This window comes from Streptomyces tagetis (genome assembly GCF_018069565.1).
GTDB classification, from domain to species: Bacteria; Actinomycetota; Actinomycetes; order Streptomycetales; family Streptomycetaceae; genus Streptomyces; species Streptomyces tagetis.
In genome coordinates, this window is sequence record NZ_JAGPNL010000003.1 from 135,619 (window position 1) to 149,407 (window position 13,789).

The 13,789-nt window shown below is 71.5% G+C and carries 10 protein-coding genes; 7 read left to right on the forward strand and 3 right to left on the reverse strand.

Annotation, left to right across the window (positions count from 1 at the left end; translation table 11 throughout):
* Nucleotides 1–286: 286 nt before the first annotated feature.
* Nucleotides 287–1,111: a Fic family protein gene (locus tag J5Y05_RS12675; RefSeq protein ID WP_210871684.1), complete on the reverse strand. Its 825-nt coding sequence runs from the start codon at nt 1,109–1,111 to the stop codon at nt 287–289.
* Between the two features lie 111 nt (nt 1,112–1,222).
* On the opposite strand from J5Y05_RS12675, the gene J5Y05_RS12680 reads away from it, so the two are divergent.
* Complete coding sequence (locus tag J5Y05_RS12680) at nt 1,223–2,203, forward strand: ATP-binding protein (protein ID WP_210871686.1); 981 nt, start codon at nt 1,223–1,225, stop codon at nt 2,201–2,203.
* A 25-nt stretch (nt 2,204–2,228) separates the two neighbouring features.
* Here the strand turns inward: J5Y05_RS12680 and J5Y05_RS12685 are convergent, their stop codons facing one another.
* Nucleotides 2,229–3,503 carry a polysaccharide deacetylase family protein gene (locus tag J5Y05_RS12685; RefSeq protein ID WP_210871688.1) on the reverse strand — a complete coding sequence of 425 codons (1,275 nt, stop codon included), beginning with the start codon at nt 3,501–3,503 and terminating at the stop codon, nt 2,229–2,231.
* 489 nt (nt 3,504–3,992) lie between these two features.
* On the opposite strand from J5Y05_RS12685, the gene J5Y05_RS12690 reads away from it, so the two are divergent.
* From J5Y05_RS12690 to J5Y05_RS31790, 6 genes are all read left to right on the forward strand, one after another.
* Nucleotides 3,993–6,389, forward strand: a complete 2,397-nt coding sequence (locus J5Y05_RS12690) for a bifunctional SulP family inorganic anion transporter/carbonic anhydrase (protein WP_210871690.1) — start codon at nt 3,993–3,995, stop codon at nt 6,387–6,389.
* A gap of 432 nt (nt 6,390–6,821) precedes the next feature.
* Nucleotides 6,822–8,777: an acetate--CoA ligase gene (gene acs, locus J5Y05_RS12695; RefSeq protein ID WP_210871693.1), complete on the forward strand. Its 1,956-nt coding sequence runs from the start codon at nt 6,822–6,824 to the stop codon at nt 8,775–8,777.
* A gap of 445 nt (nt 8,778–9,222) precedes the next feature.
* Complete coding sequence (gene nhaA, locus J5Y05_RS12700; RefSeq protein WP_210871695.1) at nt 9,223–10,653, forward strand: Na+/H+ antiporter NhaA; 1,431 nt, start codon at nt 9,223–9,225, stop codon at nt 10,651–10,653.
* A gap of 102 nt (nt 10,654–10,755) precedes the next feature.
* The gene (locus J5Y05_RS12705) at nt 10,756–11,244 is read left to right on the forward strand and encodes a phage holin family protein (protein ID WP_210871697.1); all 489 of its coding nucleotides are present in this window, start codon (nt 10,756–10,758) and stop codon (nt 11,242–11,244) included.
* Entirely contained in the window at nt 11,241–12,191 is a 951-nt protein-coding gene (locus J5Y05_RS12710; protein WP_210871699.1) for an alpha/beta fold hydrolase, read from the forward strand. The genes J5Y05_RS12705 and J5Y05_RS12710 overlap by 4 nt, the downstream gene beginning before the upstream one ends.
* Before the next feature lie 128 nt (nt 12,192–12,319).
* Nucleotides 12,320–12,508 (forward strand): hypothetical protein, encoded by a 189-nt coding sequence (locus J5Y05_RS31790; RefSeq protein ID WP_078856191.1) that lies wholly within the window; start codon nt 12,320–12,322, stop codon nt 12,506–12,508.
* A gap of 49 nt (nt 12,509–12,557) precedes the next feature.
* Here J5Y05_RS31790 and J5Y05_RS12715 read toward each other — a convergent pair whose 3' ends face one another.
* The gene (locus J5Y05_RS12715; RefSeq protein ID WP_210871701.1) at nt 12,558–13,757 is read right to left on the reverse strand and encodes a MarP family serine protease; all 1,200 of its coding nucleotides are present in this window, start codon (nt 13,755–13,757) and stop codon (nt 12,558–12,560) included.
* Between the last annotated feature and the right edge of the window lie 32 nt (nt 13,758–13,789).

Below are 13,789 nucleotides of genomic sequence, written 5' to 3' on the forward strand. Positions count from 1 at the left end.
CAATATTTCGAGGACGCTTGGTACCCCGATGCTCATGCCAGCGGCGGTACGAAATCTCGTACCGCCGCATCACCGTGAAATGTCGTCAACGACCGCCATGAGGCCCCCGGGCGGGGGCCTTTCCTCTGCCCGCCATGCCGCGCCCACCACTGGCCCCGCCACCCGACCCCGGCACCGCACGCCGTCCGCCACCCGACCCCGCCACCGCACGCCGTCCGCATCGCGCACCCGCGGCCCCGACGAGTTCGGGCCACGGCACGGCAGCCTCCCAGCGAGCCCGACCGCCCTACGCCGCACCGCGCTGGAGCGCCTCGCAGACCGCCATCGACTCGCGTGCGCCCAGCCCGACCGCCCGGCCGCAGTGGGCGATCCACTCGGCCATCCCCTCGGGCGTACCGGAGGCGTAGCCTTGGAGCGCCTTCAGGTAGCCCTCGTGGCCCGGTTCCGCGTGGCCCACCTCGGCGGGGCAGACCGACTTCGGGTCGAGTCCGCTGCCGACCAGGACGACCCGCTCGGCCGCGCGCGCGACCAGGCCGTTGTGCGAGGTGAAGGGACGCAGGGTCATCAGCTCGCCGTGGACGACGGCCGCGATCACCAGCGCGGGCGCGGAACTGCCCGCGACGACCAGGTCGGCCAGCCCCTCCAGACGGGCATGCGCCTCGGCCGCGGTCGGCAACGGCAGGTCCACGAAGGGCTCGTCCACCGGTTCGCCCTCCTGACGGGGGCGTCCCACCAGGTCGGACTGTTCCGCGGCGGCCACCAGGTGGAGGCGGGCCAGCACCCGCAGCGGCGACTGCCGCCAGACGGACAGCAACTGCCCCGCCTCGGCGGTGAGCCGCAGCGCCGCGCCCACCGTGCGGGCCTCGTCGTCGCCGCCGAAGTCGCTTCGCCGGCGCAACTCCTCCAGGGCCCAGTCCGCGCCGGACAGCGCCGCGGAACCCCGGGCTCCGCGCAAGGCCGCCTCGGAGGTGATCTGGTTGCTGCGCCGTCGCATGACCCGGTGACCGTAGACCCGGTCCACGGCCTTGCGTACGGACTCCACGGAATCGGCCACGCCGGGCAGTGCGCCCAGGGCCGCGAGCGGATCGGCGGTCGCGCCTGTCGTACTCATGAGTACGACAGTACGCACCCTGCCGGCCCGCCCCACGAAGGAGTGGTCTTCTTCACGTAGCGGCAGACTCCCGTGACACCCACCGCGACGGCGCCACTACGCTTGGTGAACATGAAAATTGCTTTCGTGGGGAAGGGCGGCAGCGGCAAGACCACGCTGTCCTCCCTGTTCGTCCGCCATCTCGCCGCCACCGGGGCGCCCGTCGTGGCGATCGACGCCGACATCAACCAGCACCTGGGGGCCGCTCTCGGCCTCGACGACCAGCGCGCGGCCGGGCTGCCCGCGATGGGCGAGCACCTGCCGCTGATCAAGGATCACCTGCGCGGCACCAACCCGCGCATCGCCTCCGCCGACAAGATGATCAAGACGACGCCCCCGGGCGAGGGCTCGCGGCTGCTGCGGGTGCGTGAGGACAACCCGGTCTTCGACGCCTGCGCGCGACCGGTGGAACTCGACGACGGCGCCGTTCGTCTGATGGTCACCGGGCGCTTCACTGACGCCGACCTGGGGGTCGCCTGCTACCACTCCAAGACGGGAGCGGTGGAGCTGTGCCTCAACCACCTGGTCGACGGCCGTGACGAGTACGTCGTGGTCGACATGACGGCCGGCTCGGACTCGTTCGCCTCCGGCATGTTCACCCGCTTCGACATGACGTTCCTCGTCGCCGAGCCGACCCGGAAGGGGGTCTCGGTCTACCGCCAGTACAAGGAGTACGCGCGGGACTACGGCGTCGTCCTCCGCGTCGTCGGCAACAAGGTGCAGGGGCCGGACGACCTCGACTTCCTGCGCGAACACGTCGGCGAGGACCTGCTGACGACGGTCGGGCACTCGGACTGGGTGCGCGGCATGGAGAAGGGCCGGCCACCCCGGTTCGGCCTCCTGGAGGACGCCAACCGCCGCGCGCTGGAGACGCTGCACACGGCGGCCGACGCGACGTACGAGCTGCGGGACTGGGAGCGCTACACCCGCCAGATGGTGCACTTCCACCTCAAGAACGCCCAGAGCTGGGGCAACGAGCGCACCGGGACCGACCTGGCCGCGCAGGTCGATCCCGGTTTCGTGCTCGGCGAAGGGGTCGCCGCCCCCGCCTGACCGCCGGCTACTGCCTGACCGCCGGCTACTGCTTGGCCGCCGGTGCCCCGGGCACGCCCTTCGGCGCAGGCGCGGGCGCGGCCGACAGGAAGGACGCCCAGCCCTGCTTCGGCGCCTCGCCGACGTTCAGGGTGCGCAGCTTGTCGAGCGTCTTCGGGTCCTGGGCGTCCAGCCAGTCGGCGAGCTGCCGGAAGGAGACGCAGCGCACCTCCTCCTTGGTGCACACCGACTTGACGACCTCTTCGATGGCGCGCATGTAGGTGCCGCCGTTCCAGGACTCGAAGTGGTTGCCGATGATCAGCGGCGCGCGGTTGCCGTCGTAGGCGCGCTGGAAGCCCTGGAGCAGGCTGTCCCGCATCTGGTCACCCCAGAACTCCCGCTTGGCGGGATCGCCCTGGGTGGCGGTGCCGGACTGGTTGACCATGAAGTTGTAGTCCATGGTGAGTTGCTCGAAGGTGTGCCCGGTGAAGGGCACGAGCTGCATCGACAGGTCCCAGAGCCCTTCCTTCTTCGACGGCCAGACCTGGTTGTTGACACCGCTGCTGTCATAGCGGAAGCCCATCTGGCTCGCCGCCCGCATGAAGTTCTTCTGGCCTTCCAGACACGGGGTGCGGGCGCCGATCAACTCCTTGTCGTAGTCGAAGGGGAGCGGCGCGGCCTCCTTCATGCCGGTGTTGGTCTTCCAGGTCTTCACGAACTGCTTGGCCTGGCTGATCTCGTCCTTCCACTCCTCGACCGACCACTCGCCGACCCCGCCGCCGGCACCGCAGAAGTGGCCGTTGAAGTGGGTGCCGATCTCGTTGCCCTCCTGCCACGCCAGCCTCAGTTGCTTGACGGTGTCGGAGATGCCCTGCTCGTCGTTGAATCCGATGTCGGAGCGGCCCGGGGAGTGCTGGGGCGGCTGGTACTGGTCGCGCTTCTCCTCCGGCAGCATGTACACGCCGCTCAGGAAGTACGTCATCGTGGCCTTGTTGTCCTTGGCGACCTGACGGAAGTGCGAGAACAGCTTCTGGCTGTCCTCGCCCGCCCCGTCCCAGGAGAACACCACGAACTGCGGGGGTTTCTGGCCCGCCTTGAGCCGTTCCGGCCGGGGCAGGTGCGGCTGGGCACCGGTGTACGCGGTGGAGCCGTCGCCGATGAGCCGGACCGCGTTCTTGGGTGCGGGTGCGGCCTTGCCCTTCTCCTTCTGCTGGCTGTCGCCGGCCTGGTCGCCGTCGGTGCCGATCGCGCAACCGGCGAGCGACGCGGCGCAGATCGCGGCGACCACGATCCGTGTGGCGGTCCTGTGGGTGGCGGCCATGTTCCGCCCACCTTCTTCCTTCTCTCGGGCCTACGCCGACGCGGGCGCTTCGGGTGCTGTGCCGGGCGTGCCGTCAGCGCGGCCAAGGTGGCACGGGAGAGAGAAGGAATTAGTACGACAAGCCGATGAAAAGACCGATTCACCCACGTGAGCGGTCTTCTCCTCCTCTTGCACGGAAAGTCTATGCCTTTCCTTTACTCCGAATTACCATTTGTTTACTGAGTGCGATCGCCGCCGGGCTCCCGCCACCGCGGCTCGCAGCCCCCACACCCCGTGCCCCGCTGCCCACGCACCCCCAGGCCACCACTCGGTTCCCGCCCCCTCGGCCGAGCCCGTGACCTGCGCAAACTCCACCCACTACCCGACCGCGTCCAACCAACACGACCGCCCGGCCGACCCCACCCCTCCCCACGGGCCGACCGTCGGCGGGGCAAAGGAGCAGCGCCACCCAGCAGTTACGAGCACTCAGCACCCGACGAAGGGAGAGCCATGCCGGCTCGCGTCCCCGCCCATGCCCGTTCGGCCCGGACGGAGCAGTTCCATCCGGCCCACAGTCCACCGTCCGGCCCACCGCGGCGCTTCCACCTGGCCGGTGCCGATCTCTCTGCCTCGGTGGCGGTCTTCCTGATCGCACTGCCGCTGTCCCTGGGCATCGCCCTCGCCACCGGGGCTCCCCTCCAGGCCGGCCTCGTGGCCGCCGCGGTGGGAGGGATCGTCGCGGGACGGCTCGGCGGCAGCCCGCTCCAGGTCAGCGGCCCCGCCGCCGGACTGACCGTGGTCACCGCCGACCTCATCCAGCGCTACGGATGGCGCACGACCTGCGCCATCACCGTCCTCGCCGGTCTCGTCCAGCTCGCCCTGGGCTGCCTGCGCGTGGCCCGCGGCGCCCTCGCCGTCAGCCCCGCCATCGTGCACGGCATACTCGCCGGCATCGGCGTCACCATCGCCGTCGCCCAGATACACATCGTGCTCGGCGGCACCCCGCAGAGTTCGGTACCGGACAACCTGCGTGCGCTGCCCGCCCAGTTGGCGCATCCCCAGCCGGCCGACCTGGCGGCCGGCGCGCTCACCCTGACCCTGCTCCTGCTCTGGCCGCGTCTTCCCGGGCGGGCCGGCCGGCTCCTGGGGAGAGTCCCCGCCGCCCTGATCGCCGTCACCGGGGCCACCGCCGTCGCCCTGCTCACCGGGCTCCGGCTGCCCAGGGTCGACCTGCCGTCCTGGAGCAGCCACGCGCTGGCCTCCCTGCCCGAGGGCCCGGTGCTCGGCCTCGCCGCCGCCGTACTCACCACCACGCTGGTGTGCAGCGTGCAGTCCCTGCTCGGCGCGGTCGCCGTCGACAAGCTCGTCGCCGCACGGCCGGGGTCGGCCGGGCGGGCCGGGCGGTCCGACCTCGACCGGGAACTGCTCGGCCAGGGCGCCGCCAACATCGCCTCGGGGGCACTCGGTGGACTGCCCGTCGCCGGGGTGGCCGTACGCAGTTCCGCGAACATCGCCGCGGGGGCCGTCAGCCGGAACTCCGCGGTGCTGCACGGCGTTCTCATAGTGATCGCCGCCCTGTTGCTGGTGCCCGTTCTCCAACTGATCCCGCTGGCCTCGCTCGCCGCGCTGGTCATGGCCGTCGGCCTCAAGATGGTCTCCCTGAACCACGTGCGCACGGTGACCCGCCACCGTGAGATCGCGGTCTACGCCGTCACCACCGGCGGCGTCGTCTTCCTCGGCGTCCTGGAGGGCGTGGCACTCGGCATCGCCGTGGCCGTGGCCGTCGCGCTGCACCGCCTGACCCGCACCCGCATCACCCACGACGAACGGGAAGGAGTCCATCACGTCCGTGTCCGCGGCCCGTTGACGTTCCTCGCCGTGCCCCGGCTCAGCCGGGTCCTGCACCAGATCCCTCACGAGGCCGGTGCGGTCGTGGAGTTGGGCGGTTCGTTCATCGACCACGCGGCACACGAGGCACTCCAGGACTGGCGGCGGACGCACACCGCGCGCGGCGGCCGGGCCGAGATCCTGGGCCGCCCACCAGGCACCCGCACCGGCCAACGCCCCGAGTCCGACGGGGACGGCGACCGGTCGGCGCCCTCCGACGGGAGTGGCACCGCCGCCGGCCGCCCCACCGCCCGCGTGCCCACGAGACCCGGGGCGATACGCCCGGCCGCGGGCACAGAAGCCGCTCCGCCCGATACCGGCACGCCAGGACGGCGGACACCAGGACGCCGGAGAGCCGGCCCGGCCCACCTACTCCTGATCTGCGCCGACGCGCGCGAGGCCATCCCGGTGACCAGCGCCGCCGGCCCCGACGAGGTCTTCGTGGTGTGCAACGTGGGCAACCTCGTGCCACCGCCCGGCGAGGAGAGCGGGGACGACTCGGTGGCCGCCGCGATCGAGTACGCGGTCGACGTGCTCAGGGTGCGGTCCATCACCGTGTGCGGACACGGGAGGTGCGGGGCGATGGGCGCCCTGCTCCGTACGTCACCCTCGGGTGCGCGGACGCCGCTCAGGCGGTGGCTGCGGTACGGGCGGCCGAGCCTGGACCTCGCGGCGGACACCGAGGCGTCCTGGGCCCGGCTGCCCGGCGGCGGACCCGTGGACGCGATCGAGCGCCTCGCCCTGGCCAACGTGGTCCAGCAGGTCGAGCACCTGCGGGCCCACGAGGCGGTGTCCCGTGCCGTGCGGGAGGGACGCCTGGAACTGCGCGGCCGGTACGCCGCGCCGGACGGGACGGGGGCGTACTCGTTCCGCGGGACCCAGCGCGCCCACGGGACGCCCCCACAGTGGGCCGTCGAGCCCGGCGATCCTGTCCGGAGCGCCATCGAGCCCTCCCAGGAGCCCGAGGACCCCGTCCGAAAGGCTGAGGAACCTGCCCCGGAGCCCGGCCCCTCCACCTGACCGGCAGGTGGCCGTCCAGCCCGCACCGGGCCCGCCGGGACCCACCCACCCCCACACCACCGGCGCCCCAAATCCGGCGCCGGTCATCCCGGCCCCCGTACCCGGCCCCCGACACCTGGCACCCCGCACCCCGCACCCCGCACCCTGCGGCACCCGGCACCCGGCACCCGGCGCCCCAGCTTGGGTCGGCTGCCCCGCGGCGGGGGTTCCCGGCCGCGGAGTGTGAGAGGCGTTACAAAGGGTGAACTCCGTACGGTCCGCGTCCGTGGGTACGAATGACCGCCGGTCACGGCAGCAGTCGACCAGCGTCCGAGTGGCCCCCAGGGCCTCAGAAAGGTCTACACCAATTGATCATCGCCCCTTGTCAGCGGCCCCCGGGTCTGATGAGCTGTGGCCTGGGACACAACGGACACCCCGAGAAAGGGAGATGTCGTGAGCAATGACAGCTTGGCCAACCTTCTCAAGGAGGAGCGACGTTTCGCGCCGCCCGCTGACCTGGCCGCCCACGCCAACGTCACCGCGGAGGCGTACGAACAGGCCAAGGCTGACAGGCTCGGCTTCTGGGCCGAGCAGGCACGCCGACTGACCTGGGCGAAGGAGCCGACCGAGACTCTCGACTGGTCCAACCCGCCGTTCGCCAAGTGGTTCAAGGACGGCACGCTGAACGTCGCCTACAACTGTGTGGACCGCCATGTGGAGGCCGGGCACGGCGACCGCGTCGCCATCCACTTCGAGGGCGAGCCCGGCGACAGCCGCGCCATCACCTACGCCGAGCTGAAGGACGAGGTCTCCCGGGCGGCCAACGCCCTGCTGGAGCTGGGTGTGCGGAAGGGCGACCGGGTCGCCGTCTACATGCCGATGATCCCCGAGACGGCGATCGCCATGCTGGCCTGCGCCCGGATCGGCGCCGCCCACTCGGTCGTCTTCGGCGGTTTCTCCTCGGACGCGCTCGCGACCCGTATCCAGGACGCCGACGCCCGCGTCGTCATCACCGCCGACGGCGGCTACCGGCGCGGCAAGCCGTCCGCGCTCAAGCCGGCCGTCGACGAGGCGGTCGAGCGCGCCGGGATCGTCGAGCACGTGCTCGTGGTCCGCCGCACCGGCCAGGACGTCGCGTGGAGCGACTCCCGCGACCTGTGGTGGCACGACGTGGTCGGCCGGCAGTCGGCGGAGCACGCACCGGAGGCGTTCGAGGCGGAGCACCCGCTGTTCGTGCTGTACACCTCGGGCACGACCGGCAAGCCCAAGGGCATCCTTCACACCTCCGGCGGCTATCTCACACAGGTGGCCTACACCCACTCGGCCGTCTTCGACCTCAAGCCGGAGAGCGACGTCTTCTGGTGCACCGCCGACGTCGGCTGGGTCACCGGGCACTCGTACATCGTCTACGGCCCGCTCGCCAACGGAGCGACGCAGGTCATGTACGAGGGCACCCCGGACACGCCGCACCAGGGCCGGTTCTGGGAGATCGTGCAGAAGTACGGCGTGACGATCCTGTACACGGCGCCGACCGCGATCCGGACGTTCATGAAGTGGGGCGACGAGATCCCCGCCAAGTTCGACCTGTCGTCCCTGCGGGTCCTCGGCTCGGTCGGCGAACCGATCAACCCCGAGGCGTGGATCTGGTACCGCAGGACCATCGGCGCGGACCGCACGCCGGTCGTCGACACCTGGTGGCAGACCGAGACCGGCGCCATGATGGTCTCCCCGCTGCCCGGCGTGACCGAGGCCAAGCCGGGCTCCGCCCAGCGCGCGCTGCCCGGCATCGAGGCCACCGTCGTCGACGACGAGGGCAACGAGGTGCCGAACGGCGGTGGCGGCTACCTGGTCATCACCGAGCCGTGGCCGTCGATGCTGCGCACCATCTGGGGCGACGACCAGAGGTTCATCGACACGTACTGGTCGCGTTTCGAGGGCAAGTACTTCGCGGGCGACGGTGCCAAGAAGGACGACGACGGCGACATCTGGCTGCTGGGCCGGGTCGACGACGTGATGCTGGTCTCCGGCCACAACATCTCCACCACCGAGGTCGAGTCGGCGCTGGTGTCCCACCCGTCGGTCGCCGAGGCGGCCGTGGTCGGCGCGGCGGACGAGACCACCGGCCAGGCCATCGTGGCCTTCGTGATCCTGCGCGGCACCGCCTCGGAGTCCGACGACCTCGTCGCGGAGCTGCGCAACCACGTGGGCGCGACGCTCGGCCCGATCGCCAAGCCCAAGCGAATCCTGCCGGTGGCCGAGCTGCCGAAGACCCGCTCGGGCAAGATCATGCGGCGCCTGCTGCGCGACGTGGCGGAGAACCGGCAGCTCGGGGACGTGACGACGCTGACCGACTCCACCGTCATGGACTTCATCCAGGCGAAGCTGCCGTCCTCGTCGAGCGACGACTGACCCGGCCGGTCCCACCGGCCCACCGGCCCACCGGCCCCACCGCTCCAGCCAGCCCGGCCGGTCCGGTTCAGCCAGTCCGGCCCCACCGGCCCCACCGGTCCAGCCAGCCCGGTCGATCCGGTTCATCCGATCCATCCAGCCGCCCCGGTCCATCCGACCGGGGCGGCCGGCACCGTCCGTCCGCCCCGGTGCCTCCGTCCGGGCTCCGTACCGTCGGCCCCGGCTCCTGCCCCTGAGAATTCCGTGCCGGCGGACGGTTTCCGCCCCTGAACCCCTGCTGTCGGCCGGTGTCTCTTCGCGGGGACCGCGTGCCGCGCGCTCGCGTTCTGTAAGCTGAGAGACGCGTAAGCGATACGGCAAGATCAACAACACAGTTCCTCATGGTGCGCCGGGAAGTCTGGTCGGCACGTGTTCCGTGCTGCCCACCGACCGGAGGTTCTTCCCCGTGACCGCGCCCCGCACCCCCCGCAAGGCCCTCGGACGTCTGTCCCTCCCGGAGCGGACCTACGTCACCGACGCCCTGCGCACCGAGACCGTCGGGGGCGTCCTCCTCCTCGTCGCCGCGGTCGCCGCGCTGGTCTGGGCCAACGTACCGGCGCTGCGGTCGAGCTACGCGAGCGTCAGCGACTTCCACCTGGGCCCCTCCGCCCTCGGCCTGGACCTGTCGGTCGCGCACTGGGCCGCCGACGGTCTGCTCGCGGTCTTCTTCTTCGTGGCCGGCATCGAGCTCAAACGGGAACTCGTCGCCGGCGACCTCAAGGACCCGAAGGCCGCCGCACTGCCGGTGGTCGCCGCACTGTGCGGCATGGCGGTGCCGGCGCTCGTCTACACGGTCACCAGCGCGGCGGGCGGCGGTTCGCTCGCGGGGTGGGCGGTGCCCACCGCGACGGACATCGCGTTCGCGCTCGCGGTGCTCGCCGTCATCGGCACCTCCCTGCCGAGCGCGCTGCGCGCCTTCCTGCTGACGCTCGCCGTGGTCGACGACCTCTTCGCCATCCTGATCATCGCCGTCTTCTTCACCGACACGCTGAACTTCGCCGCGCTCGGCGGCGCCGTCGCCGGGCTCGTCGTCTTCTGGCTGCTGCTCCGCAAGGGCGTCCGCGGCTGGTACGTATACGTCCCTCTCGGCCTCGCCATCTGGGGGCTGATGTACAACAGCGGCATCCACGCCACCATCGCGGGCGTGGCGATGGGCCTGATGCTGCGCTGCCACACCCGTGAGGGTGAGTCGCGGTCTCCCGGCGAGCGCATCGAGCACCTCGTGCGTCCCCTGTCGGCGGGGCTGGCCGTCCCGCTCTTCGCCCTCTTCAGCGCGGGCGTGGCCTTCTCCGGCAGTGCGATCGCCGACGTGTTCACCCGTCCGGAGACCCTCGGTGTCGTGCTCGGGCTCGTGGTCGGCAAGACGCTGGGCATCTTCGGTGGTACGTGGCTGACGGCGCGTTTCACGCGGGCCTCGCTCAGCGAGGACCTCGCGTGGGCCGACGTGTTCGCGGTGGCGACCCTGGCCGGCATCGGGTTCACCGTCTCCCTGCTCATCGGCGAGCTGGCCTTCACCGACGACCCCGCGATGACCGACGGCGTCAAGGCGGCCGTCCTGACCGGCTCCCTGATCGCGACGGCCGTGGCCACGGTGCTGCTGAAGATGCGGAACGCCAAGTACCGCCGGATGACGGAGGAAGAGAACCGCGACGACGACCTCAGTGGCGTCCCGGACGTCTACGAGGAGGACGACCCGGCGTACCACCTGAGGATGGCCGTCATCCACGAGCGGAAGGCCGCCGAGCACCGCCGACTCGCCCGGGAGAAGGCCGACGGGCGGCACGGGCTTGCCGAAGTGACGGGCGGGGCAGGCGAGGAGGGCGACGGTCCGGCATGATCTGACGAGACGGTACAAAAGACGGGACCGTACGCAGTCAGGCAGAAGACGACAGGCAACGGACTCGTACGCACATCAGCCAGTAGGAAGAGGGAGACCGCGATGAGCGCACCCGACGGCGGCCCGGTCGGCACCGAACGCAGCATCGGCCATCTGTTCGCCTCGGCGACCACCGAGATGTCCGCGCTGGTGCACGACGAGATCGCCCTGGCCAAGGCGCAGCTCAAGCAGGACGTCAAACGGGCCGTCACCGGCGGCGGGGCCCTCTCGGTCGCGGCCGTGCTCCTGCTCTTCTCGCTGCCGATGCTGAACTTCGCGCTGGCCTACGGCATCCGGACGTGGACCGGCTGGAACCTCGCGCTCTGCTTCCTGCTCTCCTTCGCGGCGAACGCGCTGGTCGCCCTGGTCCTGGCGCTGATCGGCCTGGTCTTCGCCAAGAAGGCGAAGAAGGGCCGCGGCCCGCAGAAGGTCGCCTCCTCGGTGAAGCAGTCGGCGGGGGTCCTCCAGCACGCCAAGCCGCACCCGCGTCCGGAACTGCCCCAGGACCGCGCCCCCGAGGCCATCGAGGCTGTGGCACGCTCGTCCTCATGACGGACCCCGCCACTCCTTCGGCCCAACCCGCCTCGGTCGTACGCCAGGGCGTCCCCGGCGGACGCGAGGTGACCCACCGGGACGTCGCCGCCAACGGCGCCCGCTTCCACATCGCCGAGCTGGGCGAGGGGCCGCTGGTGCTGCTGCTGCACGGCTTCCCGCAGTTCTGGTGGACCTGGCGACACCAGTTGACGGCGCTCGCCGACGCCGGATTCCGCGCGGTCGCCATGGACCTGCGCGGCGTCGGCGGCAGTGACCGCACCCCGCGCGGCTACGACCCCGCGGGACTCGCCCTCGACATCACCGGCGTGATCCGCTCCCTCGGCGAGCCGGACGCCGCGCTGGTCGGCCACGACCTGGGCGCCTACCTGGCCTGGACGGCCGCGGCGATGCGGCCCAAGCTGGTGCGCCGGCTGGCGGTGTCGTCGATGCCGCACCCCCGGCGCTGGCGTTCCGCGATGCTCGGCGACCTGCGGCAGACCCGGGCGGGTTCCTTCGTCTGGGGCTTCCAGCGCCCCTGGGTACCGGAGCGCCAACTGACCGCGGACGACGGCGCGCTGGTCGGCCGTCTGATCCGGGAGTGGTCCGGGCCCAAGCCGGTGGACGACGAGGCGGTGGAGGTCTACCGCCGGGCCATGTGCATCCCCTCGACGGCGCACTGCTCGATCGAGCCGTACCGCTGGATGGTGCGCTCGCTGGCCCGGCCCGACGGCGTCCAGTTCTACCGGCGGATGAAGCGGCCGGTGCGGGTGCCCACCCTGCACCTGCACGGTTCGCTGGACCCGGTGATGCGCACGGGCAGCGCGGCGGGATCGGGACGGTACGTCGAAGCGCCGTACCGCTGGCGGCTGTTCGACGGGCTCGGACACTTCCCGCACGAGGAGGCCCCGGTCCTTTTCTCCACAGAACTGATCAATTGGCTGAAAGATCCCGAGCCCGATCGGTGACCGGACGGACGCTCCCGGTGTCCGACCGCGGAACACTCGTCGTATGAACGGCCACTTGCCGCACGCATAGGCCAATTGGGGACCCGGGAAACGGTTATGGACCTTGGGGCGGGGGCACACGTCCGGGTATGGGCTGGACGCACGACTACAACGACGTAGCACGCGACGGCCGCTCCACGAGCGGCGTGAACCCCCATCCGCGAGGCGGCACGACCGCGCGATGGGCGAACGCGGACGATCCCCGGGTGGGCATTCCGCGCATCCTGCGCCGCCGGGCCCGCTGGGTCTCCGTACGGCTCCGCCATCCCCGGGGCTGAGCCCCGCACAGGCCGGGGCGTCTGACTCCCACTCCCGCACGCCGCACCCCTAGAGAGCGCAGCTATCGCTGTCCACCTGCTGGTTGGCGGTGCGGCCCTTCTCGATGTCCTCGCGGATCTCGTCCACGGTGAGCGCGTAGCCGGTGTCGGGGTCGTCCAGGGACTTGGCGAAGACCACGCCGTACACCTCGCCCTGGGGCGTGAGCAGGGGGCCGCCGGAGTTGCCCTGACGGACGGTCGCGTACAGGGAGTACACGTCGCGGCGGACGGTGTCGCGGCGGTAGATGTCCGGGCCGTTGGCCGTGATCCGGCCGCGGACGCGGGCGGCGCGGACGTCGTACGCCCCGTTCTCCGGGAAGCCGGCGACGATGGCGCTCGTCCCGCTGCTCGCGTCCTGGTCGGCGAAGCGCAGCACGGGCGCCTTCATCTCGGGCACGTCGAGGACGGCGATGTCGCGCCGCCAGTCGTAGAGGACGACGGTGGCGTCGTACTTCCGGCCCTCGCCGCCTATCTGGACGGTGGGTTCGTCGACGCCGCCCACGACGTGGGCGTTGGTCATCACCCGGCGGTCGGCGAAGACGAAGCCGGTGCCCTCCAGGACCTTGCCGCAGCCGGGGGCGGTGCCCATCACCTTGACGATGGAGCGCTGGGCCCGGGTGGCGACCGCGCTGTTGGCGAGGGCCGGGTCGGGCGGCTGCACGCTGGTGATGGGCTCGTTGGAGAACGGGCTGAAGACCTGCGGGAAGCCGTTCTGCGCGAGGATCGAGGAGAAGTCGGCGAACCAGGTGTCGGCCTGGGCGGGCAGCGCCCGTGACACGCCGAGCAGCACCTTGGAGCTGCGGACCTCCTTGCCGAGCGTGGGCAGGGTGGTGCCGGCCAGGGCGGAGCCGATCAGCCAGGCGACCAGCAGCATCGCCACGACGTTGACCAGGGCGCCGCCGGTGGCGTCCAGGGCGCGGGCCGGGGACCAGGTGATGTAGCGGCGCAGCTTGTTGCCGAGGTGGGTGGTGAGGGCCTGGCCGACGGAGGCGCAGACGATCACGACGACGACCGCGACGACGGCGGCGACCGTGCTCACCTCGGCGTTGTCCGTCAGCGCGTCCCACAGGACCGGCAGCAGGTAGACGGCGACGAGACCGCCGCCGAGGAAGCCGGTGACGGACAGGATGCCGACGACGAAGCCCTGTCGGTAGCCGACGACGGCGAACCAGACGGCAGCGAGCAGCAGCAGGATGTCCAGCACGTTCACTAGTGGGGGCCCTCGCCTCGTCCTCTTCCGCT